Raw genomic sequence first — 26,822 nt, 5'->3', positions numbered from 1 at the left:
CATCATGGCTTTCGGTACCCAGGACGAACCCGATGAGGTAATGAACGAGATCAACATGACGCCGCTGGTCGACGTCATGCTGGTGCTCCTCATCATCTTCATCATCACCGTGCCGGTGATGAAACACGCAGTAAACATCGACCTTCCCCGCGCCACCAGCGAACCCGAGCAGCCCAAGCCGCAGAACATCCTGTTCAGCATCACGGCCGACGGCAGCTACTACTGGAACGAGCAGAAGATCGAAGACGGCGAGCTGCCCGGCCGCCTGGCCGCCGAGGCCGCGAAGGACCCGCAGCCCGAGCTGCACATCCGCGGCGACAAGGCGGTTCGCTATGAGCGCGTGGCCAAGGCCATGTCGGAGGCGCGAGAGGCCGGCGTACGCAAGATCGGCTTCATTACGGAGCCCGACGCGAAGTAAGTCACTGAATGAGCTAAAAAAAGTTGATCGCCGCGATTGACTTTTTATTGCGAATCATTATCATTCAGTCATCGCTTCGTTAAGGGGAATTTCAGATGCAAGCCAAACCGAACGCCTTTTCTGTGCTGAGCCATCCATCGCTCGACCAATCGGGTGGCGGACACGCGTCCATCCAGGCTCCCCGTCCGGCGCCAATGGTCGAAAGCACGGAGCTTCTCAAGGGGAGCAAAACCGTGGGCATCATGCACAACGGCTCCCTCTATCGTCTTCAGGCGACCAAACTCGGCAAGCTGATTCTTACCAAGTAAGCAACCAGCCCGCCCTTCGCGCAAGTTTCATCGTGGGGCGACTCCAGGAGATTCATCTCCGAAGGGTCGTTTTTTGCTAGCCAACGGTTCGCCGACTAGCCAAGCTTTTTTTCACGCTGAATACCCATAAAAAACGCCGACTCGAAGTCGGCGTTTTGCTTTTCTGCGCGGAACACCGCGCAGCAAGCTACGTCATCAAAGGCCGAGCGCTGCAATGCCCGCCTTGGCGATCTGGGCATCTTCGTTCGACTTCACACCGCTCACGCCGACGGCGCCGATCACCTGGCCGTCCTTCACGATGGGCACGCCGCCCTCCAGGAGGCCCTGCACGGCGGGCGCCGTGAGGAACGCGGTACGGCCGCCGTTGATGATGTCTTCGTAGACCTTGCTCTCGCGGCGACCCATGGCCGCCGTATGGGCTTTGGCCGGGGCAATGTGCGAAGACAGAGCAGCAGCTCCGTCGAGGCGCTGGAGCCAGAGCAGGTTGCCGGCGTCGTCGGAGATGGCGATGGTCACGGCCCAGTTGTTCTTCAGGGCTTCGGCTTCGGCAGCCGCGGCAATGGCCTTGACGTCGGCGAGTTCGAGGAAGGACTTGGTCTTCATGTTGAGCGTCTGGTTGCGTAAAACCCGACAGCATAACGGCCAACGTGCCGGAAAGCCCCAGGGGCCTTAGGACCATCGTTCATACGGTCTTTGTGTATCACCCCCTCTTGCAGACCCCTAGAATGCGCCCAACTGCGTCATTGCAGCAACCAAAGGAGCTACGGCCATGAACGACCGCGTTACCACCCTCGACACTTCCGCCGGCTACGGCCAGGCGCTGCCGCAGGCTGAGCGCCAACGCGTCCTGCGCAACACGTATTGGCTGCTTGCACTGAGCCTGCTGCCCACTGTGCTGGGCGCATGGGTCGGCGTCAGCACCGGCATCACCCAATCGCTCACGGGCGGGCTGGGCCTCATCGTTTTCCTCGGCGGCGCCTTCGGCTTCATGTTCGCCATCGAGAAAACCAAGAACTCGGCCGCTGGCGTGCCGGTGCTGCTGGCCTTCACCTTCTTCATGGGCCTGATGCTGTCGCGCCTGATCGCAATGGTGCTGGGCTTCAAGAACGGTTCCGAGCTCATCATGACGGCATTCGGCGGCACCGCCGGCGTGTTCTTCGTGATGGCATCCCTGGCCACCGTCATCAAGCGCGACCTGTCCGGCATGGGCAAGTGGCTCTTCGTCGGCGCCATGGTGCTGATGGTGGGCGCCATCATCAACGTCTTCGTCGGCTCGAGCGCCGGCATGATGGCCATCTCGGTGGCGGCCATCGGCATCTTCTCGGCGTTCATGCTCTATGACCTGAAGCAGATCATGGACGGCGGCGAGACCAACTACATCAGCGCCACCCTCGCGCTCTACCTGGACCTGTTCAACGTGTTCCAGAGCCTGCTGGCCTTGCTGGGCCTCGCCGGCGGCGAACGCGACTGATCGAAAGAAACGAGCGGCGCCCACGGCGCCAGTATCCAAAAGGGCCCCGACGGGCCCTTTTTTCATGCCAGATCGAACACCGCAATCGACTCGACGTGCGCCGTGTGCGGGAACATGTTGATCACCCCGGCGAATGTGCAGCGGTATCCGGCCTGGTGCACGAGCAAGCCGGCATCCCGCGCAAGGGTGGACGGATTGCAGCTCACGTACACGATGCGCTTCGGCGGCGTCCAGCCGTCGGTTCGCAGTTCGGGCTGCAGGTGCAGATCGGCCATGGCCTTGGCGAGCGCAAAAGCGCCCTCGCGCGGCGGGTCGACCAGCCACTTGTCGGCGCTGCCGTCCGCCACCAGCATGGCGGGCGTCATCTCGAAAAGGTTGCGGGCTACGAACCGGGTCGGCGAAAGCGCCCGTCTGGCGGGCGTGGCGGGCTGATTCTTCTTGAAGTTGTCGCCAGCGCGCGCCACGAGGGTGTCACTGCCCTCGATACCCAGAACCTCGCGCGCCCGGCTGGCCAGCGGCAAGGTGAAATTGCCAAGGCCGCAGAACCAGTCGATCACGCGCTCTTCCGGCTTCACATCGAGAAGACGCAGCGCCTTGCCCACCAGCGCGCGATTGATGTGCGGATTGACCTGCGTGAAATCGGTCGGCTTGAACGGCATGGTGACACCGAACTCGGGCAGCTCGTACGACAGCTGCGTGCCGCCCTCCTCCAGCAGCTTTACTGTTTCGGGGCCCTTGGCCTGCAGCCACCATTGAACGCCGGGGTTCTGCGCCGCGAACGCCTTCAAGCGGCCGATGTCCGCGTCGGACAGCGATTCCAGGTGCCTGAGTACCAGCGCAATCGTGCCGAGCGCAGTCGTACCGGGCGCATCGCCGCAGGCAAGCTCGATCTGCGGGCAGGCCTCGCGTGCATCCATCGAGCCGATGAGTGCGCGCAGCGGCATCAGCATGTCGCTGACCTGCTTCGGCAGCACCGGGCACACCTGCATATCGGCAAGATACCGGCTCTTGCGCTCGTGAAAGCCGATCAGTACCGTGCCCTTCTTGACCACGTGGCGCACCGAAAGCCGCGCGCGATAGCGGTAGTGCCAAGCCGGCCCTTCCATCGGCCGCAGCACGTTCTCGGGCCGAACCTTGCCGAGATGCCACAGGTTGTCTTCCAGGGCGCGCTGCTTCACCGCAACCTGCGCCGCGGCGTCCAGATGCTGCATCTTGCAGCCACCGCAGGCACCGGTGTGCAAGCCGAAATGCGGGCAGCCGGGGCGCACGCGCTGCGACGACTCACGCCGGATGGCCGTGACCGTGCCCTGCTCCCAGTTGTTCTTGCGCCGATGAACGTTGAACTGCACTTCCTCGAAGGGCAAGGCGCCTTCGATGAACACGACCATGCCTTCGGCGTTATGCGCAACGCCTTGCGCGTCCAGGTCGAGCGACTCGACCTTGAGCCATTCGTCGGGTGAGCTTGCCGAGGCTTTCCCGGGGGCTTTCGCGGGGACTTTCTTTTCTTCGATGGATTCCGTCATCCCCCGATTGTCTCAGCGCCGGCTCTGCTTCCCGCGGACACGGCGGCTTCGCCTAGAACAGCGCGTCGCGCCCCACCCCGGACCGGATCAGCTGGCGGCGCATCTTGGCCAGCGCCTCGTTCTGGATCTGCCTCACGCGCTCGCGCGTCAGGCCGAGGCGAACGCTCAGCACCTCGAGCGTTTCGGGCTCGCGATCGTGCAAGCCATAGCGGCCTTCCAGCACCTCGCGCTCGCGCGCATCGAGGGCATGAACCCATTGATCGAGCAAGCGCGCAACCTCGTGGGTGTGCGTGACGTCGGTCGGGTCGCCCCGCTCATCATCGGACGCCACGGTGTCGGCCAGGGTGAAGCCTTCGTCGCCGCGTGCATCGCCGGCATCCAGCGAGCGCGGGGCTTCCGCAAGCGCAAGCAGTTCCGCGACCGCCTGCACTTCGCGTCCCAGAAACGCCGCGACGTCTTCCACTCGCACACCGTCGGGCCGGTGCGCCAGGAACTCGGCGTCACCTTCGAGCGTGCGGCGGGCGCGCAGCACCTGCTGCAGTTCACGCACCACGTGCACGGGCAGTCGGATTGCGCGCGCCTGGGTCATGACCGCACGCTCGACCGATTGCCGGATCCACCAGGTCGCATAGGTAGAAAAGCGAAAACCTCGCTCGGGCTCGAACTTGGTGATGGCGTGCATCAGGCCGAGGTTGCCTTCCTCGATGAGGTCGGAAAGCGGCACGCCGCGGCCGAGATAGGCCTTGGCGATGTTCACAACCAGCCTCAGGTTGTGCTCGATCATCGATTGCCGCGCGGCGAAGTCGCCGGAGCGGGCAGCGCATGCAGCCTGATATTCCTGTTCGGGCGTGAAGAGCTCGGTGCGCCGCACCTGCCGCAGGTAGATGGTGAGGGCGTCTGCGCCCTCGCCGCCGGCCGGTTCGGTAACTGCAATCAGGTCTGCGGCAGCATGGCCTGGCTTTGCAGTCCCGCTCTCCTGGCTGTTCGCTGCTACGGCCCTGGCCCGGCCCGCCAGCCGACGCACAGGCAGTGTGCGGCGGGGGCGAGAGGCGGCCATGGCATTTTTACCGGCTCGGCAGGTAGCGTGCCGGGTCGACAGGCTTGCCCTGGCGACGAATTTCGAAATGCAGCTTGACGCGGTCTGCGTCGCTGTTGCCCATCTCGGCGATCTTCTGGCCCTTTTGCACCGACTGGTCTTCCTTCACGAGCAGCGTCTGGTTGTGCGCATAGGCCGTGAGGTAGGTGTTGTTGTGCTTCAGGATGATGAGGTTGCCGTACCCGCGCAGGCCTGCACCTGCATAGACCACGCGGCCATCGGCCGCTGCGAGGACTGCATCGCCCGCCTTGCCGCCGATATCGAAGCCCTTGTTCTTGGCGTCGTCGAATCCTGCGATGAGCGTGCCATGCGCCGGCCAGATCCAGCCGAGGTCTTCGTCGCCCGAATTGGCAGCAGGTGCCGATGGCGATGCGGTGACCGGCGGCTTGCTGGCCGCTGCACTCGCGGGAGCCGCGGGCAATACTGCCTGCGGCGTGACGGGCTTGGTCGTGGCACCTTCGGCGGGAGCCGGCATGGCCGCAACGGTGGTGGAGGTCGGACCCACTGGCGGAACCACGCGCAGCACCTGGCCGACTTCGATCAGGTCGGGGTTGTCGAGATTGTTCCAGCGAGCGATGTTCTGCCAGCTTTGGCCGGTCTCGTTTCCGATGCGGCGAATCGTGTCGCCAGGGCGCACGGCGTAATAGCCCGGCTTGCCATAGTTCTCGATACCGGGAAGCGGCTTGCCCGACGCGTCGGTGGTGATGAGCGGGCCACCGGGTGCCGCATTGGGCGCGCGCGTCATCGTGCCGCGGTCTTCGACCGGCGCCGGCCCTCGCGGTGCGGCGCAGCCCGCGATCACGAGCACAACGGCCAACGTGATACCAGCGCACCAACTCCGATTGCCAAAACCCTGCATGTGTTGTTCCTTCAAGCGATGCCCGATTTTAGGGGGACAAAGTGAACCGCCTCAAGAATGCGGCGCTCCAGCCCACGGGCGGTTTTATCGATGACGACGAGCGCCTGTCCGCCCCCCGCCGATTGCGTGGGCGCGACGATGCGTCCGCCCACGGCGAGTTGTTCGGTCCAGGCTTGCGGAACCGCTTCGCCACCCGCGGCGGCGATGATTCCGGCGTAAGGCGCACCCTTGGCATAGCCGACCATGCCGTCGCCGAGCATCAGATGCACCGTTGCCAGCCGGAAATGCCGCAGATTGGCGCGCGCGCGCTCGTGCAGCCCGCGCAGGCGCTCGATGCTGTAGACCTCCGTGGCCACGTGGTTCAGCACCGCGGCCTGGTAGCCGCAACCGGTGCCGATTTCGAGCACCCGGCCGAGGCGGTCTTGCGGCTTGCCGGCCAGCGCGGGCGCACCCAGCAGAAGCTCGATCATGCGAGCCACCACGCTGGGTTTTGAAATGGTCTGGCCCAGCCCGATGGGCAGGCTCGTGTCTTCGTACGCCTGGTTGACCAGTGCGCTGTCGACGAAGCGATGCCGCTCGACCGCGCCCAACGCGCGCAGCACACGGGGGTCGGTAATGCCCTGGGCGGCGAGTTTCTGCACCATGCGCGCACGCACGGCGTCGGAAGCCATCGAGGGCGTGGCCGGCACCATCGGCTTGGCAGGCACGGCAGGCAGGCGCCCGCGGGTGGCGGCCGAAGCAGTGGGGGTCAGGCGAACCGGGAATCCAGGCCGTTGCGTGGCCATGTCAATTGCCGAGACGGGCTACCGTCTCGCGCCATTGCCCCAGGTTGGCGTGATCGGTCAGGTCGATCTGCAGCGGTGTCAATGCGACGTGGCCGGAGGCGGTGGCGTGAAAGTCGGTGCCTTCGCCGCTGTCCTTGGCGCCGCCGGCGCCTGCAATCCAGTACATCGTCTCGCCGCGCGGGCTCTCCTGCGTAATTACCTTTTCCGCCGCGTGGCGGCGGCCGAGCCGGCAGACCTTGATCGGCTTGAGTTCCTCGAACGGCCGGTTCGGCACGTTCACGTTGAGCAGGAAAGCGCCGCCGTCGATCATGCGCTCGCGCTCGATCTGCTGCACCAGCCGGCGCGCCACCTGCGCGGCCGCATCGACATGCGCCCAGCCCTTTTCGATCTGCGAGAACGCAATGGCCGGAATGCCGAACAGGTATGCCTCCATCGCGGCACCGACGGTGCCCGAGTAAATGGTGTCGTCACCCATGTTGGCGCCGTTGTTGATACCGGACACCACCAGGTCGGGCCGGTAGTCGAGCAGCCCCTTGAGCGCGATATGAACGCAGTCGGCCGGCGTGCCCGTGACGTAGCGAAAACCGTTGTGCGCCCTGTGCACGTAGAGCGGTGCGGCGAGAGTGAGCGCGTTCGACTTGGCGCTGTTGTTGTGCTCGGGTGCAACCACCTCGACGTCGGCGATGTCTTTCAGAGCGTCGTGCAATGCGACGATGCCCGGTGCCTGAAAGCCATCGTCATTGGAAATAAGTATCTTCATGGTGCTTTTCGGTGCTCCGGATTGTAGGCGCCGGGTGCGTCGCAGCAGGGACAACGGCGCCCCGCCGCGCCCCCTATCATCGCCTCGCATTCATTGCCCCCACACGACTCATTCAAGGAGACCCGAGCATGCACGCATGGCTTTGCGAAAACCCCACCGGCGTCGACGCGCTGACCTGGAAGGAACTGCCCACACCCACGCCGGGTCCGGGCCAGGTGCTGATCGAAATCAGGGCCGCCAGCCTCAATTTTCCCGATCTGCTGATCGTTCAGAACAAGTACCAGATCAAGCCACCCCTGCCCTTCGTGCCCGGCTCGGAATATGCCGGCATCGTCCAGGCGGTGGGCGAAGGCGTCACGCACCTCTCGGTCGGGCAGAACGTGGCGTGCCTTTCGGGCACCGGCGGCTTCGGAACCCATGCGCTGGCGCCGGCCGCTCTTTGCATGCCGCTGCCGGAAGGTTTCGGTTACATCGACGCAGCGGCGTTCATCATGATCTATGCCACCTCGTGGCATGCGCTGATGGACCGCGCGCAACTCAAGGCCGGAGAAACCGTGCTCGTGCTCGGTGCCGCCGGCGGCGTGGGCACCGCGGCCATACAAATCGCAAAGGCAGCAGGCGCAAAAGTGATTGCGGCGGCTTCCACGGACGAGAAATGCGAACTCTGCCGCTCCATTGGCGCCGATGCCACCATCAACTACACGACGCATGCGCTTCCCAACGGTTTTCGCGATGCCATCAAGGCCGCGACCGACGGCAAGGGCCCCGACATCATTTACGACCCGGTGGGCGGCGATTTTGCCGAGCCGGCATTTCGCTCGATTGGCTGGCGCGGTCGCTATTTGGTGGTTGGCTTTGCCTCTGGCCCGATTCCATCGCTGCCATTGAATCTGACCCTGCTGAAAGGCGCTTCGCTGGTGGGCGTGTTCTGGGGCGATTTCGCCAAGCGCGAACCCAAGGCCAATGCTCAAATGATGGCCGAATTGGCACACTGGTACGGTCAAGGAAAGATCAAGCCGGTGATCGACAGCACGATGCCGATGGCAGAATTGAAAGCAGCCTACGCCCACATGGGTTCGCGCGGCGTCAAAGGAAAACTCGTCATGGTGAACTGAGCGCCTTGCGCCGCGTTGGTTCCACCCACGCAATAAAAAAGCCCGCGGATGCGGGCTTTTTTATTGGCCAGGGGCCCTGTCGGACGTTTACTTGATCTCGAACTCGGAAAGCGACTTGCCGGCCGCCAACGCTTCGGTCACCCAACGCGGCTTGCGGCCGCGGCCGCCAGACCAGGTTTCGCCGCTTGGGCCACGGTATTTGGCCGCAGCCTTGGTCCCGGGTGCTCCAACGCCGCGCTTGACCGAGCCGATGCGTGCGCTGAGTTTCAGATCGGACGCCGTCAAACCGTATTCGGCAATCTTCTTGCGCACCTCTTCAATGACGCCCGAACGTTCTTGGTTACGAAGGTCTTCGGCCTGCTTGCGCAATTGCGCAATCAGCTCGTCGTGCTTCTTGATCTGGGAATTGATATCGGCAAGGGTCGAAGCCATTGTTGGACTCCTGAAAATTGGAAACGGGGCGAATTTTAATTCAATTTCAATTTAAAACAAGCATGCCGGTACCAGAAAAACCCCCGAGGCGCATCGTTAGTTTGCGGCGGCGCACAATGCAAAGCACACTTGGCGCGTGTTCTTATCGAACAAAAAGAGGGAATACAAGGGGTTAAGCCCCAACGGCAGTAACAGCCGGAAATGACAACGCCGGGGCTGGCCCGGCGTTGTGGTCCCTTGGACGCTATTGCGCAATAGCAGTCAGGGAAGTATTTTGGGGTGGCTGATGGGACTCGAACCCACGACGACCAGAATCACAATCTGGGACTCTACCAGCTGAGCTACAGCCACCGCAGAGCCCGCAATTGTAGCGGCAAAAACTCCGGTTTTCGCCACCAGGGCATTCGAAAACGCCTGAAATTCTGCTCAACCTGTTGCCAACGGCCCTGCCGGCGCGGCCTTCTGGATCTTGATGGAGCCGTCCGGCCTTTCGCAGGTGCCGATCAGCAGGCCGCTGGCAAGCGCATGTTCGCGCAGCGCTTCGAAAATTTCATCGCGTCCGGGCGTGGCGGAAAAGAGAGGCGCGCTGTCGAGCGCAAACAACTGGAAAGCATAGCGGTGCGCGCCATGCCCCGGCGGAGGATCGGGCGGGAGCCAGGCAGCCTGCAGCCCTGAGTTGCGCCCGACATGCAAGCCCGCGGCACCTTCGTTGTCCCGGCTGGGAATGGCCGCCTCGTCGAGCTTGCCGTCGCCCGGCCGCAGGCCCACCGCGATGGCATGCACCAGCGGGTTCGGCGTCGGGGAATCGGCGTCCTCGACCACCAGCACCAGCGAGGTGGTTTCCGCCGGCAGATTGGCCCACTGCAGCGGTGGCGACACGCCTTCACCGTCGGCCGTATATCGGGCGGGAAGCGGGCCATGGTCCACGAAAGCCACGCTGGTCAGCGCGATGGACGCCATGCCCTGCCGCATGCCGAGCGTATTGAAAATGATCTTGTCCAGCCCCGCGCGCATTCCGTGCAGCGCGTGGCCGATGACTTCAGGCAATTTTTCGAGCATGGCTTCGGTATAGCCCTGTGCGGCACCACGCCCTGTAGGACGCCGCAGCAAGCGAGAGATGGCGTAGTCCGCGCCAAAATTCTCGAACCCGCAGCCAATGTGCTTCCCCGCTCTTGGCGCCGGTTTCGCTCCGCTATCATGGCTGCCGCCTGAATCAACGGGCGCCGCTTTTCAACTCACCGCCAAAGGACTTCTTCATGAGCATCGTCTGGACTATTCTGATCGGGTTCATCGTGGGTCTCGTTGCGCGGGCCGTCAAGCCGGGCGACGATTCCGCGGGCTTCATCGTGACCACGCTGATCGGCGTTGCGGGTTCATTGATCGTGACCTATGTGGGCCAAGCCATGGGCTGGTACACCGCGGGCCAGGGAGCCGGCTTCATTGCATCGGTGCTCGGCGCGATCGTGCTGCTCGTCCTTTACGGCTTGATCAAGCGCAACAAGAGCTGATTCAGAGCAGTGCGGACTGACTGATGCCGCGCAAACCGCAAGCCAGGCATCATGTCTATGTGGTCGAGCTCGACGACCGCGTATGGAACCATGGCCGTTTCAGGCGGGCCAATCCCGACTATCAGCTCGGCAAGCCTTTCGTCTATGTCGGAATGACCGGCCTCGACCCCGACATTCGATTCGACAAGCACAAGGCCGGCATCCAGGCCAACAGCTTCGTGCAGGAATTCGGCCTCCGGCTGCTGCCCGCCCTCTATGAACGCTACAACCCGATGAGCTACGAGGATGCGCGATCGATGGAGGTCGAGCTCGGCATCCGGCTGCGCACGAACGGCTACGGCGTCTGGCAGGCCTGAAGCCAGCGCCCTTCCGGCACCGATGCTTCCCTCGCTTCAGGCATAGGTGACCCAGCTCTCGTAAGCGGGGGCGTCCAGATGCGGTAGCGTGTTGTACGTCACGAGCATGTGGCGCTTGGGCGTGAAGGCAAACTCGGTCACCGCGGTGTTGCGGATACGTAGGTTGAGCTCGATCGTCGTTTCCGGGCTCGTGCCAAGCACATGGCCGACCGCCGTGCTGATCGGCCCGCCGCTCGACACCACCAGCACCTTGGCGCCATGGTGACGATCGCGCACATGGTCCAGCGCCGTGGTCACGCCCGCCAGAAAGTCGACATAGCTCGGCATGCCGGCAGGTTGGGTCTTGCCAAGCATCCAGCCGCTCAGGCCATTGCGCAGGAGGCGGAAGTGATGCCGGTACATCTCGGGCGAATCGGGCTTTTCGAGCTTGCCTTCGTGGATGGTGGCAATGACTGCTTCGCTGTCGTACTCGTTGAGCCCGGGCCACGGGAGCACGTCGTCGCGCTTCAGGCCGAGCCCCTCGGCAATGCCTTCCCAGGTCTGCCGGTGGCGTTTCAAGGTACCGGTGATCACGGCGTCGAAGTGCATGCCGCGCTCGCGCCAGTACTCGCCCAGGCGCACAGACTGCTTGTGCCCGAGCTCGCTCAGGTTGTCGTAGTCGGCGGCGCCGAAACTGGCTTGGCCATGGCGCACGAGGTAGAGGGTTCCCATGCACGCGATTCTGGCGACAAGCGCATTGCGCGCTTGTCCCACGTGCGACGAAACGCCCGGCCAGCTTCACGCCAGTGACCCGGACGTGACACGGCGCGCGTTGTCAGCGGGCCGGCGGCAGCGTATCGGCCGGCTTCGGCACGAGGATCTCGGCCTTGAACCGTTCCTTCAACATGTTGTAGTACGCGAGGTCCTCCGCCGCGGCCACGGATTGGCCGATCTGCGCGTTCTCTTGCTGCGCCTGTTCAGGTGCGGACGGCGTGCGCGGAACGACCTTGGTCACGCGGACCACCGCAAAGCCCTGGGTGCCCAGATCGACACCCACCAGTGCGGGCAGCTTGGACGCATCGGCGCGCAGCGCGGCGTCGATGATCGCAATGGGCTGGTTCTTCGATTCGCGACGCGAAATCGTGACCGGTGCGCCGAAGGTCGCGCCGTCGGCCTTGGTGGTCCAGGCGGCGAGCTTGGCTTCGCCCTCGGTCTTTGCCATCACCGCGGCACGCTCGGTGATGAGCTGCGCACGAATCTTGTCCTTCACTTCGGCCAGCGGCATCGGATGTGCGGGCGTGTATTGCGCCACACGGCCCGATGCGAGCTGGTTCGAACCGACTTCGATCGCCTCGGTGTTCTGCTTGCGGTCCAGCGAGTCGGGCGCGAACAACGCGCTCAAGAAGTTACGACTCGCCAGCGGCCCCGTCGCGCCCGGTGCCGCCGTGCGGCCGACATTGGTCGCCGTCTGGATCGTGAGCTTCAGCTTTTCCGCCGCGGGCTTGAGGCTGTCCGGCTGCTGGTACACCGCGTCGGTGAAGGCTTCAGCGGCCTTTGCGAATTCCTGCGTTGCCTGCTGTGCACGAACTTCGCTCTCGATGGTGGCGCGCACTTGCTCGAACGGGGGCACCACAGCCGGCTTGATGTCGGTCAACCGAATGACGTGATAGCCGAATTCGGTTTCGATGACGTCGCTGATGTCGCCCTTCTTGAGCGCGAACATCGCGTCGTCGAAAGGCTTGACCATTGCGCCGCGGGTAACGAAGTCGAGGTCGCCGCCCTTCTCCGCAGACCCGGGGTCTTGCGAATTCTTGCGCGCAACGTCGGCAAAGGTGGCAGGTGCCTTCTTCACTTCGGCCAGCAGCTGTTCCGCCTTTGCCTTGGCCTTTTCGCGATCGGCCGCCGGCGCGCTGGCCGGTGCGGTAATCAGGATGTGGCTCGCGCGGCGCTCTTCCTTCGTGCCGAAGCGCGCCTTGTTCTCGTCGTAGTAGGTCTTGAGGTCGGCCTCGTTCACCGAGATGTTCTTCTTGGCGGCCTCGGTGTCGAGCACCAGGTACTCGATGCTGGCCTGCTCGGGCGCCTGGAACTGCGCCGCGTGGTCCTTGTAGTAGGTCTCGATGTCGGCATCGCTGACCGTTACCTTCGATGCGAAGCTCTCGGGGCTGAAGCGCGCCACCTGGATTTCGCGGCTGTCATAGAAGGCATTGATGGTGGCAGCCGCCAGCGCGGGCGGCGTGAACGCCGTGCCCGAAACGCCCAGCAGCACCTGCTGCGTTGCAAGGTCGGCGCGCATCGAGGCTTCGTACTGCTCCGGGGTGCGGCCGGTCACGCGCTGGAAGGTTTCGCGATCGAACTTGCCGTCCGGCGTGCGGAACGAGGCAAGGCCTGCGTCCTGCGCAAAGATCCGCGACAGCCGTTCTTCGGAAATCGTCATGTTCGACTTGGCTGCCGCAGCGGCCAGCACGCGATCGCGCACCAGGCGCTCCAGCGTGGCATAGCGCATCACATCGGAGTCGAGCAGCGTCGGATCGACGTTCGGCGACTGCTGGCGAATGCGGTCGACCTCGGTGCGATGCTGCGCATCCCACTCGGAACGTGTGATGCCGTTGCCATCGACACGCGCGACCTTTTCCTCGTTGCCGGAGCCCTGGTAGCGGTCCACGCCGAACAGGACGAACGAGGGAATGATCAGCAAGAACAAGAAAATCATGACGATCTTGTTGTACTTGCGGAAGAAATCAAACATGCTTGAACACTCTCTTGCGACGGATGTCGAACGGCAATAAAAAAGGCGAACCTGTGTTCGCCTTTGCATCGGTGGTGGTGGGTGCTGAGGGGCTCGAACCCCCGACCTACGCCTTGTAAGGGCGCCGCTCTACCAACTGAGCTAAGCACCCCACCGGGAAACTCTCCGAGTCTACGTCTTAGTTCAGCGCGTCTTTCAGCGCCTTGCCCGGACGGAACTTCGGAATCTTGGCGGCCTTGATTTTAATCGCGTCGCCGGTCCGGGGATTGCGGCCGGTGCGGGCGGCCCGCTTGCCCACTGCGAAAGTTCCGAAACCGACCAGCGACACGGAGCCGCCTTTTTTGAGCGTGGTACGAATGGCGCCGATGGTGGATTCGAGTGCGCGCGTGGCGGCTGCCTTGGAAATATCGGCGTTTTTTGCGATGTGCTCAATCAGTTCGGACTTGTTCACAAGGGCCCCTTGTCGAAGAAATAAAGTTGGTCGGCTTTCGTCAGCTGCGAACCGGCCGCGAAATGACGCGACGCAAAAAATTTGGCAGGACTGACGCCTCGGCAGCGCACTGCCAGCGAGGATTACAACCACTGGTCTGCAGGGTGTCAATACGACACGAGGCCATGCAGAACAGCGGAGCGCGCGATTTTAGGGGCGTTTCGTGAACTCTATTTCAAAGCGCTTCGGCAATTGCCTTGCCTAGGTCGCTGGTGCTCGCCTTGCCGCCGATGTCGGGCGTGCGCGGTGCTCCGCTTTGGGGCGCAAGCACCTTTTCGATGGTGGCAAGAATCGCGTCGTGGGCCTTCTTGTGCCCCAGAAACTCCAGCATCATCGCGCCGCACCAGATCTGGCCAATCGGGTTGGCGATGCCCTTTCCCGCGATGTCGGGCGCCGAGCCGTGCACCGGTTCGAACAGCGAAGGCGTGGTGCGCTCGGGGTTCAGGTTGGCGCTGGGCGCAATGCCGATGGTGCCGGTGCACGCCGGGCCCAGGTCGGAAAGGATGTCGCCGAACAGGTTGCTGGCCACCACCACGTCGAAGAAGTCGGGCCGCTGCACGAAGTGGGCGGTGAGGATGTCGATGTGGAACTTGTCGAGCTTCACGCCCGGGTAGTTCTTGGCCATTTCGGCCACGCGCTCGTCCCAGTAGGGCATGGTGATCGAGATGCCGTTCGACTTGGTGGCGCTCGTCAGGTGCTTCTTCGGGCGCGATTGCGCGAGTTCGAACGCGAACTTGAGCACCCGGTCGACGCCCACGCGCGACATCACGGTTTCCTGCACCACGATCTCGCGCGGCGTGCCTTCGTACATGCGCCCGCCGATGCTCGAGTATTCGCCCTCGGTGTTCTCGCGCACGATGTACATGTCGATCTCACCAGGCTCGCGCGGCGTGCCGTCGCGGCGCACCACGGGTGCGATGATGCCGGGCATCAACCGCGCGGGGCGCAGGTTGATGTACTGGTCGAACTCGCGGCGGAACAGCAGCAGCGAACCCCAGAGCGACACGTGGTCGGCAATTTTCTCGGGCCAGCCCACCGCGCCGAAGTAGATCGCATCGTGCCCGCCGATCTGGTCCTTCCAGTTGTCGGGAAGCATCTTTCCGTGCTTCTCGCAGTAGTCCCAGCTCGAAAAGTCGAAGTGGTCGAACTTCAGGTCGATACCGAACTTGCGTGCCGCGGCGTCGACCACGCGCAGGCCTTCGGGCATCGTTTCCTTGCCGATGCCGTCGCCGGCGATGACTGCGATTCTGTGGGTGGTCATGGTCTGGTTCCTTCTTGCTGGAAAGGGGGAGTGAAAAACTGGAGCGCCTCGGCGAGCAGCTCGCCCGGGGCTTCTTCCGGAACATAGTGGCCGCACGGCAGCGCCCGGCCCGAAACCTGGTCGGCGCATTCGCGCCAAAGCGCCAGCACATCGAAGCAGCGGCCCACCGCACCGTGTTCGCCCCAGAGCACGCGCAGGGGCTGCGCAAGCCGGCGGCCGGTGGCAACGTCGGCGCGGTCGTGCACCAGGTCGATGGTGGCGGAAGCGCGGTAATCGCCGCAAATGGATTCGGCCGTGCCAGGAATACCCGCACAGCGCTCGTACTCGGCCAGCACCTCCGGCGCGAAAGGCGCGAGACCGGCGTGACGTCCCCCCATCACGCTGCGCACATAGCGCACCGGATCGGAGGCAATCAACGCTTCGGGCAGCGGTGGCGGCTGGATCAGGAAAAACCAGTGCCAATAGGCACGGGCAAACGCCTCGGTGGTGTTCTCGTACATCGAGAGCGTGGGCGCGATGTCCAGAAGCATCATGCGGTCGACGGCAGCGGCGTGGTCCGCGGCCAGGCGGTGCGCGACCCGCGCGCCGCGGTCGTGTGCAAGCACGCCGAAGCGTTCGAAACCGTGGTGGCGCATGGCGGCGAGCGCATCGAGCGCCATTTCGCGCTTGCTGTAGACCTCATGGTCGGCATCGTCCGCAGGCCGGCCTGAATCGCCGTAGCCGCGCAAGTCCACCGCCACCACCGTGAAGCGCTCGGCAAGCGTCGGCGCCACACGATGCCAGATCAGGTGCGTCTGCGGATGGCCGTGCAAGAGCAGCAAGGGCGCGCCGCGGCCGCCGATGCGGCCATGCACGCGCGCACCGTTGCGCTCGATATCGAATTCGGGAAAGTCGAAGAAGGAAGCAGTCACGCGGCCATTGTGCGTTGCGCTCCGCCGACCATCAAGCAACAATAGGCCAATTCATACTTTCCAATATGGCATGAATCCATTGTCGATGGACCGAGGCGATCTGGAGCTGGTGCTGGCCATCCGCGACCAGGGAAGCCTGGCGGGCGCGTCCGCCACGCTGGACGTGGTGCCTTCCGTCGTGACCAAGCGGCTCGGGGCGCTCGAGGCACGGCTGGGCCAGCGGTTGTTCGAACGCACCACGCGCCGCCTCAGCGTCACGGCCGAGGGCGAAGCCGTCTGCCTGCACGCCAAGACGCTGCTCGAAGGTTTTGCAGCGCTCGAAAGCGAACTCGGTGAACGGCAGAACGAACTCGTCGGCACGATACGGCTGGCGGCGACTTTCGGTTTTGGCAGGCGCTGGCTCGGCCCCGCCCTGGCAACATTCCAGGCGCGGCACCCCGGGCTGCAGATCGAATTGCTGCTGACCGAGCGGCTCCCCGACCTCGGCGCCGAAGGCTACGACGGTGCGCTCTGGCTCTGGGCCGTTCAGCAACGCCGCACGGCCGACTGGGTCACGCGCCGCATCGCGCGCAACCAGCGCGTGCTTGCCGCTTCTCCTGCATATATGGAGCGACGCGGCATGCCGGCCACGGTCGACGCACTGGGCACGCACGACTGCCTGGTGGCGCGCGAAAACGGCGAGGTCAACCAACGCCAGTTCGCGCTCTGGACGCTGCGCCACGCGCGCGATGGCGGCACGGCGCGCGTGCGCGTGCAAGGGCCGTTGACGAGCAATTCGGGCGAAATGGTGCGCGATTGGTGCCTGGCCGGCCACGGCATCATGCTGCGCAGCCTGTGGGATATCGCGCCGCAACTGGCTTCCGGCGAACTGGTGCGCGTGCTGCCCCAGTACGCCATGCCCGATGCCGACATCCATTGGATTGCGCCCTGGCGGCCCAAGACGCCGCGCCGCGTGCGCCTGCTGCTCGACCACCTGGCGGAGCAGTTTCGCGGCGAGCCCTGGAAACCGGGCAAGGCCGGTTCACCGCGCTGATAAAGAAAAAACCTCCGGGTCAGCGCTCGCTGCGCACTACCAGGCTCACGCCGATTGCGGTGAGGCCGATGCCCAGCAGGGTCACCAAGGTGATCGGCTCGCCGAACAGCAGCCAGGCCATCACCGCCGTGCAAGGCGGCACCAGATAGAGCAGGCTCGTGACGGCCGTGGCCGTGCCGCGCTGGATCAGCATGTAGAGCAGCGAACTGCCGCCGAGCGACAGCGCCAGCACCGACCAGGCCATGGCGCCGGTCGAATGCGCGTTCCATTCGATGCCCTGCGTTTCCATTGCCGCGAAGGGCAAGGTCACGAGCAACGCCGCGACCATTTGCACGGCGCTCGCGCTGCGCACATCGCAGGGCGCGACGAAGCGCTTTTGGTACAGCGTGCCCGCCGTGATCGAAAGGAGCGCCATGACTGCAAGCCCCATCGTCAACGCGCTGACTTCCGAACCCTGCCCGAACTTGCGCGACACCACGAGCACCAGGCCAGCCAAGCCCAGCACCAGGCCGGCCCACTGCCGCTGCGAAATGCGCCCGCCATTGAACGAAAGCCAGATGGCGGTCAGCACCGGCTGGATGCCGACCAGCAGCGCCACCAGCCCCGCGCCCATGCCCGCATGCACCGCGGCCCAGACGCCGCCCAGGTACCCCGCCTGCATCAGCACGCCCGTGGCCGCCAGGTGCCCCCACTGCGCGCGTTCCTTCGGCCAGGCGACTCTCGCCAGTGCCACCCAGATGGCGAAGCAAACAAGGGAGAGCGCATAGCGCACGGCCAGGAACTTGAGGGGCGGCGCATATGGCATGCCGTACCGCGCGACGATGAAACCCGTGCTCCAGATCAGCACGAAGACCGCCGGCATGGCCCGCAGCCACCCCGAGCTGCGTGCCGTGGCCGCCACCGTCATTTGCTGTGGGCCCGGATCTCGGGAATGGCCTTCTGCAGGTAATAGACCATCGACCACACGGTAAGCACCGCCGAGATCCAGATCAGCCACTGGCCCCAGAGGCCCGTATCGATGACGTTGAACAGACGCCCGTCATAGAGCAGGAAGGGAATCGCGATCATCTGCACGGTCGTCTTGACCTTGCCGATCATGTGGACCGCCACGCTCTTGCCGGCGCCGATTCGCGCCATCCATTCGCGCAGCGCCGAGATGGCGATCTCGCGGCCGATGATGATCAGTGCCACGAACACATCGGCACGCTGCAGGTGCACCAGCACCAGCAGCGCGGCGCACACCAGGAACTTGTCGGCCACCGGATCGAGGAAGGCGCCGAAAGCCGAGGTCTGGTTGAGCTTGCGCGCCAGGTAGCCGTCGAGCCAGTCGGTGGCGGCAAAGACGATGAACATGACCGTGGCAATCAGGTTGCGCATCGGCTCTGCGATCGGCAGGTAGAACACGCCAACGATCAATGGAATCGCGACGATGCGCGTCCAGGTCATGATGGTCGGGAGGGTCCAGAACATGCGGGCGATTGTGTCATGCGCGCGTGACCGACCGAAGGCCAAAGGGCAAATCGGCTCAGTGCAGTGCGCGATAGATTTCCTCGGCAAGGTCCGTGGCAATGCCTTCGACCGATGCAATGTCCTCGACGCTGGCGGCCGCCACGCCGCGGATTCCGCCGAAACGCTGCAGCAGGCGCGCGCGGCGCTTCGGCCCGATGCCCGGAATGTCTTCGAGCTGGCTGCCGCCCACGCGCACCTTCGCGCGCTTGGCCCGCATGCCGGTGATGGCGAAGCGGTGCGCCTCGTCGCGAATCTGGGCCACCAGCATCAGCGCCGCGGAATCCTTGCCCAGGTAGACCTTCTCGCGGCCGTCCGCGAACACCAGTTCCTCGAGCCCGACCTTTCGGCCTTCGCCCTTTTCGACCCCCACGATGAGCGACAGCGCCAGGCCCAGTTCACTGAACACCTCGCGCGCCATCGACACCTGGCCCTTGCCACCGTCGACCAGCACCAGGTCGGGCATGCGCGCCGCCTTGGTCCTCGCGGGGGCATCGTTGCCCGCGCCGGCGGCGTCGCCCATGGGCGGCGCGTCGGTCTCGGCCGCCATCGCCTCGGCGAGCTTTCCGTAACGGCGGTGCAGCACCTGGCGCATCGCGGCGTAGTCGTCGCCGGGCGTGATGCCCTCGATGTTGTAGCGGCGGTATTCGCGGTTCTGCATCGTGTGATGCTCGAACACCACGCACGAAGCCTGCGTGGCCTCTCCCGCGGTGTGCGAGATGTCGAAGCATTCGACGCGGAAGTTGTCGAGATCGTCCGGCGCGAGCTCCAGCGCATCGGCCAGCGCGCGGGTGCGCGCCTGCTGCGAGCCCTCTTCGGCCAACAGGCGTGCCAATTGCAAGCCCGCATTCGTCTCGGCCATTTCGAGCCAGTGCCGGCGCTGTTCGCGCGGCTGGAACACGGCCGTCACGCGCGCACCGGCCTGCTGAGAGATGGCCTCGATCAGCTCCCGGCCCACGAGATGGCTCAGCACCAGCGTGGCGGGCACGGGCACGTCGATGTAGTGCTGCGCGATAAAGGCTTCGAGCACCTGCACCTCGATGGAATCGGCCGGCGCGGGTACCGCGCCCTCTTCCGCATCGAGCTCGCCATGATGAATTTGCGCAGCATCTTCCACGTGCACGGGAAAGTACGGGCGATCGCCCAGGTGCCGGCCGCCGCGCACCATCGCCAGGTTGACGCAGGCCTTGCCGCCCTGCACCTTCACGGCAAGAATGTCCACGTCCTTGTCGGAAGCAATTTCGATCGACTGCTGGTGCAGCACGCGCGAGATGGCCGACATCTGGTTGCGCAACTCGGCCGCCTGCTCGAATTCGAGCTTCTCGGCGTGCTCCGTCATGCGCGCCTCGAGCTTCGACAGCACGAGCTGGGTGTCGCCCATCAAAAAGGCTTCGGCGCTCGCCACGTCCTGCGCATAGGCTTCGGGCGAGATGTAGCCCACGCACGGCCCGGTGCAGCGCTTGATCTGGTAGAGCAGGCAAGGCCGGGTGCGGTTGGCGTACACCGTGTCTTCGCAGGTGCGCAGCTTGAAGACTTTCTGCAGCAGCTGGATCGACTCCTTCACCGCCCAGGCACTCGGGTAAGGCCCGAAATAGCGGTGCTTCTTGTCGACCGCGCCGCGGTAGTAGGCCAGCCGCGGAAACTGGTGCGAGGCGATCTTCAGGTAGGGGTAGCTCTTGTCGTCGCGGAACAGGATGTTGTAGCGCGGCTTGAGCGTCTTGATGAGATTGTTCTCGAGCAGCAGCGCCTCGGCCTCGGAACGCACCACGGTGGTTTCCATGCGCGCGATCTTCGAGATCATGTGGCCGATGCGCGTGCCGCCATGGCTCTTCTGGAAATAGTTCGCAACCCGCTTCTTGAGGTTGCGCGCCTTGCCCACATAGAGCACCGCGCCGGCCGCGTCGAAATAGCGGTAGACGCCCGGCAGCTGCGGCAGGGCCGCGACTTCACTCAGCAATTGATCGGAATGCACGTCTGACATGGCGGCTATTGTGGCGCGTGGCGCGCATGAGTCAGCGGCCGCGACCACCATCCACCCTCTGCCCTGACCTGCTCCGGAGACAGGCACACTGGCACCATGCAATGGGACATCTTCTGCAAGGTCATCGACAACCACGGCGACCTGGGCGTTTGCTGGCGTCTGGCCAGCCAACTGGCGGCGCTCGGCGAGCGCGTGCGCCTGTGGATTGACGACGCCACGGCGCTGCACTGGATGGCGCCGGCGGGCTGCGATGGCGTGAGCGTGATCGACTGGCTCGACCCCGCCGCAATCCGGAAGGCCGCCGCGGCCCCGCCGCCCGACGTGCTGATCGAAGCCTTCGGCTGCGAACCGGCACCTGAATTGATCGGCCGTTTTGCCGAGACGCCGGCCGCGGGCGAACCGGGCCGGGCGTGGATCAATCTCGAATACCTCTCGGCGGAACCTTATGTCGAGCGCCTGCACGGGCTGCCTTCCCCGGTGTTCAAGGGGCCCGGCGCGGGGCTGACCAAGCACTTTTTCTATCCAGGCTTCACGCCTGCCACGGGAGGGCTGCTGCGAGAGCCCGGCCTGCTGGAGCGGCGAACGCACTTCGACCGCGCGCAATGGCTGACAGCGCAGGAAATCCCCTGGCGCGAAGGCGAGCGTCTCGTTTCGCTCTTCTGCTACGAGCCTCCGGCGCTCGCGAAGCTGCTCGAGCAACTCGCGGCGGATTCACAGCCCACACGGCTCCTGGTGACGTCGGGCCGCGCCGCGCATGCGGTCAGGGCATTCTTTTCAAGCCGGGGGAACCAGCCGGACCATGGGCTCCCGGGATGGGGGGCGCTGGCAATTACATACCTGCCCTACCTCACCCAACCGGATTTCGACCATCTTCTGTGGGCCTGCGACCTGAATTTCGTGCGCGGCGAAGATTCGCTGGTGCGCGCCCTCTGGGCCGGCGCCCCGCTGGTCTGGCAAATCTACCCGCAGGATGACGACGCGCACCACGTCAAGCTCGGCGCCTGGCTGGACTGGCTCGGCGCCCCGCCGTCCCTCCGGCTGTTTCACCACGCCTGGAACGGCTTCGGCGACAGCCCCCTGCCCCCCCTCGAAACGCCGGGCGCATGGCGTGAAACCGTACTGGCCGCCCGCGAAAGGCTGTGCGGACAAGAGGACTTGGTCACGCAACTGCGGCATCTGGTCGCCGGAAAAAGCTAAAATAGCGGGCTTTGCGGATTTCGGCCCGGATTTACACAGATCCGAGATGCTGTCCGCCAAACCTGCCGCGGGACATGTACCGCGGGGCCAATAACGCCGGCAAGACGCTGCAGAGCAACATTGCAAACGTCGCCGATGGCCCCGTGCACCGAGCGGCCAACATCCAGAGAACCTGATATGAAAATCGCTCAAGAAATCCGCGCCGGCAACGTCATCATGCACGGCAAGGACCCGATGGTCGTCCTCAAGACCGAATACAGCCGCGGCGGCCGCAACTCCGCCACCGTGCGCATGAAGCTCAAGAGCCTGATCGCCAACTTCAACACCGAAGTGGTCTTCAAGGCCGACGACAAGATCGACCAGATCGTGCTCGACAAGAAGGAGTGCACCTACTCCTACTTCGCCGACCCGATGTACGTCTGCATGGACACCGAGTACAACCAGTACGAAGTCGAAGCCGAGAACATGGGCGACGCCCTCAACTACCTCGAAGACGGCATGGCTGTCGAAGTGGTGTTCTACGACGGCAAGGCCATCTCGGTCGAACTGCCGACCAGCGTCGAGCGCGAAATCACCTGGACCGAGCCGGCCGTCAAGGGCGACACGTCGGGCAAGGTCATGAAGCCCGCCAAGATCGCCACCGGTTTCGAAATCGGCGTGCCGCTCTTCGTTGCGCAAGGCGACAAGATCGAAATCGACACCCGCACCGGCGAATACCGCAAGCGCGTCTAAGCGCTTTCCGGCTGGCCAGGTGCCACCACGACAAAAGGCTCCGCAAGGAGCCTTTTTCCGTTGAGGGGCGTACTCTTGCGCCCATGAACACGTCCGCCAGCGTCCGCACCGAAATCGATGGGCCGGTCAGCACCATCGTCATGAGCCGTCCGAAGCAGCGCAATGCGGTCGACCGACCCATGGCCGATGCGCTGCGCGCCGCCTTCGAGCGCTTCGAGGCCGACGAAAGCCAGCGCGTCGCCGCGCTGTGGGGCGAACACGGAACCTTCTGCGCGGGCGCCGACCTGGGCGCGGTCGGCGACCCCGCGCGGCGCAACGAGCTCGATCCCGACGGCGGCGGCTCCGGCCCCATGGGGCCGACTCGCATGGCGCTGGGCAAGCCGCTGATTGCAGCCATTAGCGGCCATGCGGTCGCCGGCGGGCTCGAGCTGGCCCTGCTGGCCGACCTCCGTGTGGCCGAAGAAGATGCGGTGCTGAGCGTGTTCTGCCGACGCTGGGGCGTGCCGCTGATCGACGGCGGCACGGTGCGGCTGCCGCGCATCGTCGGCATGGGCCGTGCGCTCGACCTCATCCTCACGGGCCGGCCGGTGAGCGCCCAGGAGGCGTTTGCAATGGGCCTGGTGAACCGCGTGGTGCCCACGGGCAAGGCCCGCGAGGCGGCCGAAGCGCTCGCGCGCGAGATTGCGGCCTTTCCGCAGCAGTGCATGCTGGCGGACCGCCATTCCGCCTACGCCCAGTGGGACTTGCCGCTGGCCGAGGCGTTGCAGCAGGAAGGCCGCCTGGGCGTGCCGATCGTCGCGGCCGAGGGCGCCGCGGGCGCCGAGCGCTTCGTTCAAGGCGCGGGGCGGCACGGCCGTTTCTGAGCCGCCGGGCGGCCCGGCCGCAAGGCTGCACAATGTACGCGTCTCCCTGTCTGATTCCTCCATGAACAACACGCACGACCTTCACGACAAACGCCTCGCCGACGCCTGGGCCACGCTCAAGACGCATTCGGAAAAAGGCCTTCCGCTCGACCCCGATCCCTCGCGCATCGCCTTCGCCGACCCCGAGTTTCTGCTGCGCCGCGAGACCCGCGGCATCCGCATGCAGCTCGAGCTGATGAAGCCCGACCTCGAGCAGCGCGCGCACGGCATCGAAAACACCGTGGTGGTGTTCGGCAGCGCCCGCTTTCGCAGCGAGGAAGAAGCAGCCGCGCTGGTCGCGCAGGCCGAAGCCGGCGGCGATGCCGTGGCAGCCGAGCGCTGGCGCCGCCTGGCACGCAGCTCGCATTACTACGAGAAGGCCCGCGCCTTCGGCAAGCTGGTGGCGCAGTACAGCGACGGCAAGGAACCGGAGGACAAGCTGTTTGTCTGCACGGGCGGCGGCCCCGGCATCATGCAGGCGGCCAACCGCGGCGCGCACGAAGGCGGCGGCCTTTCGGTCGGCCTTGCCATTGCGCTGCCGATGGAAGAAGAAGCCAACCCGTACGTCACGCCGGCGCTGAGCTTCAAGTTCCACTACTTCGCCATCCGCAAGATGCACTTCATGATGCGTGCGAAGGCGCTGGTGGCTTTTCCGGGTGGCTTCGGCACGCTCGACGAGCTGTTCGAAGTGATCACGCTGGTACAGACCAAGAAGTCCAAGCCGGTACCGATCGTGCTATTTGGCTCGGCTTACTGGAAGAAGCTGATCGATTTCGACTTCCTGGTCGAGGAAGGCGTGATCTCCCCAACGGATGTGAAGCTCTTCGAGTACGTCGACGCGCCCGAAGACGCTTGGGACGCGATCAAGCGCTTCTACAAGTTGTAGGCGCACCGGCCAGCGCCAGGCCTTCGGGCTTTCAGGCCTTCAAGCCCCAGGTGGCCCGGGCGCCCAGCGCGACAACGCCGCCCACCACCCAGAAAACACCCCCGATGCCGATCAGCGCACCGAGCGATCCGAACAGCATCGGCATGGCCACGCTCGATGCATTGATGGTCATCAGCCGCAGGCCCAGCGCCTCGCCGTGACGCGCATGCGGCGTGATCTGGTGCAGCATGCTCATCACCATCGGCTGCACGGCCCCGAGCGCAAACCCCAGCACCACGGAGCACAGGCCCATGGTCAGGGCCGAATCGAGCAGCGGATAGACCGCGAACACCATGGCCGTGACGATGGTCGAACTCAGGATCACGCTGCGCTCCGAAGCGCGCGAGGCAATGAGCGGCAGCACGACGCGAATCACGGCTGCCGCAATGGCGAAAGCGCCAAGAATGGAGCCGATGACCGAAGCGCTGATGCCGCGGTCGTGCCCCAGCACCGGCAGCACGAAGGCATGCACGTCCCAACTCGAAGACTGCAGCCAGTTGACGAACAGCAGGCGCCGGAACATCGGCTCGCGCAGCAGGTCCCAGGCCCGCGTCGGCACGGCGCCTGCCGCGGGCTCGATGCGTGGCGGCTCGTGCGCGCCGCGCGCAAGCAGCCAGCACACGATGGGAAAGGCCGCCATCACCGCAAAGCAAACCCGGAAGGCCAGCATGTCCGCGGGTGTGCGCCCTGCATGGTCGATGAGCAGGCCGGCGACGAACGGGCCGACGAAATTGGCGACCGCCGGCGCAATCGCCAGCCAGCTGAACACGCGCTTGAGCTGCGTGGCGTTGGTGGCGGAGCGGCCCACGTGGCGCTGCAGCGCAATGACGGTTGCGCCCGTGGCGCCGCCGGTCAACAGCGCCGCGACGCACATGACCGGAAAAACCGGAAAGATCACCACGAGGCCCGCACCGATGGAAGCCGCCAGGACCGAAAGCCACAGAGGCCGCTTGAAGCCATGCCGGTCGGCAAAGCGCCCCGCGGGCAGCGCCAGGAACACCTGCGTGAGCGCGAACAGCGAAATCAGCACCCCGACCGCCGCTGCGCTGTACCCCTGCTGCAGCGCCAGGAGCGGCGTTGCGAGACGCATGCCGGCCATGGTGGCGTGCAGGCAAACCTGGGCGCCGATCACACGCAGCAGTTCGGAACCTTTCACGGGGTGTCGTCGCCCTCGCTATCGGCCGTGGGGGGCAGCAGCACTTGCGACTGCGCCTCGGGCAGCGCCTCGACCTTGCGCAGCGCGAGGCGCATCTGCTTGGCGCGCGTGTCGGCCTTGTCGAGCGTGTCGGAGGCCTTGGCCACCTGCTCCTTGATGCGCGAAACCCATTCGCCATAGCGCTCGAACTCGGTCTTGACCGCGCCCAGCACCTTCCAGACCTCGGAGGCCTGCTGCTCCAGTGCCAGCGTGCGAAAGCCCATATGCAGGCTGTTGAGCATCGCCAGCAAGGTGGTCGGGCCGGCCAGCGTCACGCGGTGCTGGCGCTGGATGGCGTCCATCAGGCCCGGCCGGCGCAGCACCTCGGCATAGAGGCTCTCGACCGGCAGAAACAGAATCGCGAAGTCGGTGGTGTGCGGCGCGGCAAGGTAGTTCTCCGCAATCGACCTGGCCTCGCTGCGGATGCGCGCTTCGAGCGCCTTGGCCGCGAGCTCCGCCCCGACCGCATCGGCGCGCTCGTGCGCATCGATCAGGCGCTCGTAGTCATCGCGCGGAAACTTGGCGTCGATCGGCAGCCACACCGGCGCGCCGTCGTCGCCGCGGCCCGGAAAGCGGATCGCAAAGTCGACGCGCTGTCCGCTGCGCGGCTTGGTCTCGATCTGCTTGGCGTACTGCTCGGGCGTGAGCACCTGCTCGAGCAGCGCCTCGAGCTGCACCTCGCCGAACACGCCGCGCGTCTTCACATTGGTCAGCACGCGCTGCAGGCTGCCGACGCCTACAGCCAGCGTCTGCATCTCGCCCAGGCCCTTGTGCACCTGCTCGAGCCGGTCGGCCACCTGCTTGAAGCTTTCGCCGAGTCGCGCCTCCAGCGTGCTTTGCAGTTTCTCGTCGACGGTCTTGCGCATTTCGTCGAGCTTGGCGGTGTTGGTCTGCTGAAGCTGCGCGAGTTGCGTTTCCATCGTCTCGCGCACTTCGGCGAGGCGGCGCGCATTCGATTCGCTCAGGCCCTGCAGCTGGGTGTTGAGCGTGTCGGCCAGGCTCTTCTGCAAGGATGCGAGTTGCAGCGAGAAAGCATCGAGCTGGGCGTTTTGCGTGCGCGTCGCCTCGGCCCCCTGCTGCACCAGCGACTGCTGAAAGGTGGCGAAGGCTTGCGCGGTTTCCTGCCGCGTGCCGCGCGAGCTCTCGCCGATTTCGTGGCGCAGCTCACGCTCGGTGCGCTCGTTGGCCGCGCCCATGGCGGCCAGCATGGTCAGCATTTCGCTGTGGTCGGGCTTGGGCTGGCGGCGCGCGAGCAGCCAGATCACCAGCACGAGCTGCACCACGGCGAAGGCGGCCAGCAGAAGAAGAATCAAGTCGGTGGATTGCAAAATCG

General features: G+C 65.0%; 29 protein-coding genes and 2 tRNA genes. 11 read left to right on the top strand and 20 right to left on the bottom strand.

Annotated elements, in window-relative coordinates:
• The first annotated feature begins 4 nt into the window (after positions 1 to 4).
• Entirely contained in the window at positions 5 to 418 is a 414-nt protein-coding gene (locus tag ABIC94_RS10120; RefSeq protein WP_307701852.1) for an ExbD/TolR family protein, read from the top strand.
• A 95-nt stretch (positions 419 to 513) separates the two neighbouring features.
• Positions 514 to 726 (top strand): hemin uptake protein HemP, encoded by a 213-nt coding sequence (hemP, locus tag ABIC94_RS10115; RefSeq protein ID WP_018903010.1) that lies wholly within the window; start codon positions 514 to 516, stop codon positions 724 to 726.
• A gap of 195 nt (positions 727 to 921) precedes the next feature.
• On the opposite strand, the gene ABIC94_RS10110 is transcribed toward hemP, so the two are convergent.
• Complete coding sequence (locus tag ABIC94_RS10110; RefSeq protein WP_028258861.1) at positions 922 to 1,329, bottom strand: GlcG/HbpS family heme-binding protein; 408 nt, start codon at positions 1,327 to 1,329, stop codon at positions 922 to 924.
• Between the two features lie 166 nt (positions 1,330 to 1,495).
• Here ABIC94_RS10110 and ABIC94_RS10105 point away from each other — a divergent pair, with 166 nt between their 5' ends.
• Positions 1,496 to 2,197 carry a Bax inhibitor-1/YccA family protein gene (locus ABIC94_RS10105; protein WP_354372883.1) on the top strand — a complete coding sequence of 234 codons (702 nt, stop codon included), beginning with the start codon at positions 1,496 to 1,498 and terminating at the stop codon, positions 2,195 to 2,197.
• Between the two features lie 62 nt (positions 2,198 to 2,259).
• On the opposite strand, the gene rlmD is transcribed toward ABIC94_RS10105, so the two are convergent.
• Genes rlmD through surE form a run of 5 tightly spaced genes read right to left on the bottom strand, consistent with a single transcriptional unit; the run spans position 2,260 to position 7,220 of the window.
• Entirely contained in the window at positions 2,260 to 3,720 is a 1,461-nt protein-coding gene (gene rlmD / locus ABIC94_RS10100; protein WP_354372882.1) for a 23S rRNA (uracil(1939)-C(5))-methyltransferase RlmD, read from the bottom strand.
• A gap of 52 nt (positions 3,721 to 3,772) precedes the next feature.
• Entirely contained in the window at positions 3,773 to 4,777 is a 1,005-nt protein-coding gene (locus ABIC94_RS10095; protein WP_354372881.1) for a sigma-70 family RNA polymerase sigma factor, read from the bottom strand.
• 7 nt (positions 4,778 to 4,784) lie between these two features.
• Positions 4,785 to 5,675, bottom strand: a complete 891-nt coding sequence (locus ABIC94_RS10090; protein ID WP_354372880.1) for a peptidoglycan DD-metalloendopeptidase family protein — start codon at positions 5,673 to 5,675, stop codon at positions 4,785 to 4,787.
• Positions 5,676 to 5,686: 11 nt separating this feature from the next.
• A complete protein-coding gene (locus tag ABIC94_RS10085) occupies positions 5,687 to 6,460 on the bottom strand; it encodes a protein-L-isoaspartate(D-aspartate) O-methyltransferase (protein WP_354372879.1) in 774 nt (257 codons plus the stop codon).
• Position 6,461: 1 nt separating this feature from the next.
• Positions 6,462 to 7,220, bottom strand: a complete 759-nt coding sequence (surE, locus tag ABIC94_RS10080; RefSeq protein ID WP_354372878.1) for a 5'/3'-nucleotidase SurE — start codon at positions 7,218 to 7,220, stop codon at positions 6,462 to 6,464.
• Positions 7,221 to 7,348: 128 nt separating this feature from the next.
• Between surE and ABIC94_RS10075 the strand changes: the two genes are divergently transcribed.
• On the top strand, positions 7,349 to 8,335 hold the full coding sequence (locus tag ABIC94_RS10075) for an NADPH:quinone oxidoreductase family protein (RefSeq protein WP_354372877.1): 987 nt from the start codon (positions 7,349 to 7,351) through the stop codon (positions 8,333 to 8,335).
• Between the two features lie 87 nt (positions 8,336 to 8,422).
• Here the strand turns inward: ABIC94_RS10075 and ABIC94_RS10070 are convergent, their stop codons facing one another.
• The 3 genes from ABIC94_RS10070 to ABIC94_RS10060 all read right to left on the bottom strand — a co-directional run bounded on the left by ABIC94_RS10070 (position 8,423) and on the right by ABIC94_RS10060 (position 9,826).
• Positions 8,423 to 8,767 (bottom strand): H-NS histone family protein, encoded by a 345-nt coding sequence (locus ABIC94_RS10070; protein ID WP_354372876.1) that lies wholly within the window; start codon positions 8,765 to 8,767, stop codon positions 8,423 to 8,425.
• Between the two features lie 275 nt (positions 8,768 to 9,042).
• Positions 9,043 to 9,118, bottom strand: a tRNA-His gene (locus ABIC94_RS10065).
• Positions 9,119 to 9,193: 75 nt separating this feature from the next.
• Positions 9,194 to 9,826, bottom strand: coding sequence for a YbhB/YbcL family Raf kinase inhibitor-like protein (locus ABIC94_RS10060; protein ID WP_354372875.1), 633 nt, complete (start codon positions 9,824 to 9,826; stop codon positions 9,194 to 9,196).
• A gap of 197 nt (positions 9,827 to 10,023) precedes the next feature.
• On the opposite strand from ABIC94_RS10060, the gene ABIC94_RS10055 reads away from it, so the two are divergent.
• Both ABIC94_RS10055 and ABIC94_RS10050 read left to right on the top strand, forming a co-directional pair.
• Complete coding sequence (locus ABIC94_RS10055) at positions 10,024 to 10,275, top strand: GlsB/YeaQ/YmgE family stress response membrane protein (RefSeq protein WP_354372874.1); 252 nt, start codon at positions 10,024 to 10,026, stop codon at positions 10,273 to 10,275.
• A gap of 23 nt (positions 10,276 to 10,298) precedes the next feature.
• Positions 10,299 to 10,631, top strand: a complete 333-nt coding sequence (locus ABIC94_RS10050) for a hypothetical protein (RefSeq protein ID WP_354372873.1) — start codon at positions 10,299 to 10,301, stop codon at positions 10,629 to 10,631.
• Between the two features lie 36 nt (positions 10,632 to 10,667).
• On the opposite strand, the gene ABIC94_RS10045 is transcribed toward ABIC94_RS10050, so the two are convergent.
• From ABIC94_RS10045 to ABIC94_RS10020, 6 genes are all read right to left on the bottom strand, one after another.
• Entirely contained in the window at positions 10,668 to 11,342 is a 675-nt protein-coding gene (locus ABIC94_RS10045; RefSeq protein WP_354372872.1) for a histidine phosphatase family protein, read from the bottom strand.
• Positions 11,343 to 11,445: 103 nt separating this feature from the next.
• On the bottom strand, positions 11,446 to 13,356 hold the full coding sequence (locus tag ABIC94_RS10040; RefSeq protein WP_354372871.1) for a SurA N-terminal domain-containing protein: 1,911 nt from the start codon (positions 13,354 to 13,356) through the stop codon (positions 11,446 to 11,448).
• A 75-nt stretch (positions 13,357 to 13,431) separates the two neighbouring features.
• Positions 13,432 to 13,507: transfer RNA gene (locus tag ABIC94_RS10035), tRNA-Val, on the bottom strand.
• Between the two features lie 27 nt (positions 13,508 to 13,534).
• Positions 13,535 to 13,807: an HU family DNA-binding protein gene (locus tag ABIC94_RS10030; protein ID WP_354372870.1), complete on the bottom strand. Its 273-nt coding sequence runs from the start codon at positions 13,805 to 13,807 to the stop codon at positions 13,535 to 13,537.
• Positions 13,808 to 14,021: 214 nt separating this feature from the next.
• Complete coding sequence (locus tag ABIC94_RS10025) at positions 14,022 to 15,107, bottom strand: tartrate dehydrogenase (protein ID WP_157613134.1); 1,086 nt, start codon at positions 15,105 to 15,107, stop codon at positions 14,022 to 14,024.
• On the bottom strand, positions 15,104 to 16,018 hold the full coding sequence (locus tag ABIC94_RS10020) for an alpha/beta fold hydrolase (RefSeq protein WP_354372869.1): 915 nt from the start codon (positions 16,016 to 16,018) through the stop codon (positions 15,104 to 15,106). Before ABIC94_RS10020 ends, ABIC94_RS10025 begins: the two co-directional genes overlap by 4 nt.
• An 85-nt stretch (positions 16,019 to 16,103) precedes the next feature.
• Here ABIC94_RS10020 and ABIC94_RS10015 point away from each other — a divergent pair, with 85 nt between their 5' ends.
• Entirely contained in the window at positions 16,104 to 17,051 is a 948-nt protein-coding gene (locus ABIC94_RS10015) for a LysR substrate-binding domain-containing protein (RefSeq protein WP_354372868.1), read from the top strand.
• Between the two features lie 19 nt (positions 17,052 to 17,070).
• On the opposite strand, the gene ABIC94_RS10010 is transcribed toward ABIC94_RS10015, so the two are convergent.
• From ABIC94_RS10010 to uvrC, 3 genes are read right to left on the bottom strand one after another with little or no spacing between them, the layout of a single operon-like run.
• Complete coding sequence (locus ABIC94_RS10010; RefSeq protein ID WP_354372867.1) at positions 17,071 to 17,958, bottom strand: DMT family transporter; 888 nt, start codon at positions 17,956 to 17,958, stop codon at positions 17,071 to 17,073.
• The gene (gene pgsA, locus ABIC94_RS10005; RefSeq protein WP_354372866.1) at positions 17,955 to 18,521 is read right to left on the bottom strand and encodes a CDP-diacylglycerol--glycerol-3-phosphate 3-phosphatidyltransferase; all 567 of its coding nucleotides are present in this window, start codon (positions 18,519 to 18,521) and stop codon (positions 17,955 to 17,957) included. Before pgsA ends, ABIC94_RS10010 begins: the two co-directional genes overlap by 4 nt.
• Positions 18,522 to 18,576: 55 nt before the next feature.
• Positions 18,577 to 20,538: an excinuclease ABC subunit UvrC gene (gene uvrC / locus ABIC94_RS10000; protein ID WP_354372865.1), complete on the bottom strand. Its 1,962-nt coding sequence runs from the start codon at positions 20,536 to 20,538 to the stop codon at positions 18,577 to 18,579.
• A gap of 96 nt (positions 20,539 to 20,634) precedes the next feature.
• Here uvrC and earP point away from each other — a divergent pair, with 96 nt between their 5' ends.
• From earP to ABIC94_RS09980, 4 genes are all read left to right on the top strand, one after another.
• A complete protein-coding gene (gene earP, locus ABIC94_RS09995; protein WP_354372864.1) occupies positions 20,635 to 21,735 on the top strand; it encodes an elongation factor P maturation arginine rhamnosyltransferase EarP in 1,101 nt (366 codons plus the stop codon).
• A 177-nt stretch (positions 21,736 to 21,912) separates the two neighbouring features.
• Positions 21,913 to 22,467, top strand: a complete 555-nt coding sequence (gene efp, locus ABIC94_RS09990; protein WP_093011949.1) for an elongation factor P — start codon at positions 21,913 to 21,915, stop codon at positions 22,465 to 22,467.
• Between the two features lie 83 nt (positions 22,468 to 22,550).
• Positions 22,551 to 23,330 (top strand): crotonase/enoyl-CoA hydratase family protein, encoded by a 780-nt coding sequence (locus ABIC94_RS09985; RefSeq protein WP_354372863.1) that lies wholly within the window; start codon positions 22,551 to 22,553, stop codon positions 23,328 to 23,330.
• A gap of 61 nt (positions 23,331 to 23,391) precedes the next feature.
• Complete coding sequence (locus ABIC94_RS09980) at positions 23,392 to 24,255, top strand: TIGR00730 family Rossman fold protein (RefSeq protein ID WP_354372862.1); 864 nt, start codon at positions 23,392 to 23,394, stop codon at positions 24,253 to 24,255.
• A 31-nt stretch (positions 24,256 to 24,286) separates the two neighbouring features.
• On the opposite strand, the gene ABIC94_RS09975 is transcribed toward ABIC94_RS09980, so the two are convergent.
• Positions 24,287 to 25,450, bottom strand: a complete 1,164-nt coding sequence (locus ABIC94_RS09975; RefSeq protein WP_354372861.1) for an MFS transporter — start codon at positions 25,448 to 25,450, stop codon at positions 24,287 to 24,289.
• On the bottom strand, positions 25,447 to 26,817 hold the full coding sequence (locus ABIC94_RS09970) for a DNA recombination protein RmuC (RefSeq protein WP_354372860.1): 1,371 nt from the start codon (positions 26,815 to 26,817) through the stop codon (positions 25,447 to 25,449). Before ABIC94_RS09970 ends, ABIC94_RS09975 begins: the two co-directional genes overlap by 4 nt.
• Positions 26,818 to 26,822 lie beyond the last annotated feature (5 nt).

Origin of the sequence: Variovorax paradoxus (assembly GCF_040544635.1) — a bacterium.
Lineage (GTDB): Bacteria > Pseudomonadota > Gammaproteobacteria > Burkholderiales > Burkholderiaceae_C > Variovorax > Variovorax paradoxus_R.
This window is presented reverse-complemented; position numbering and strand designations above follow the sequence as displayed.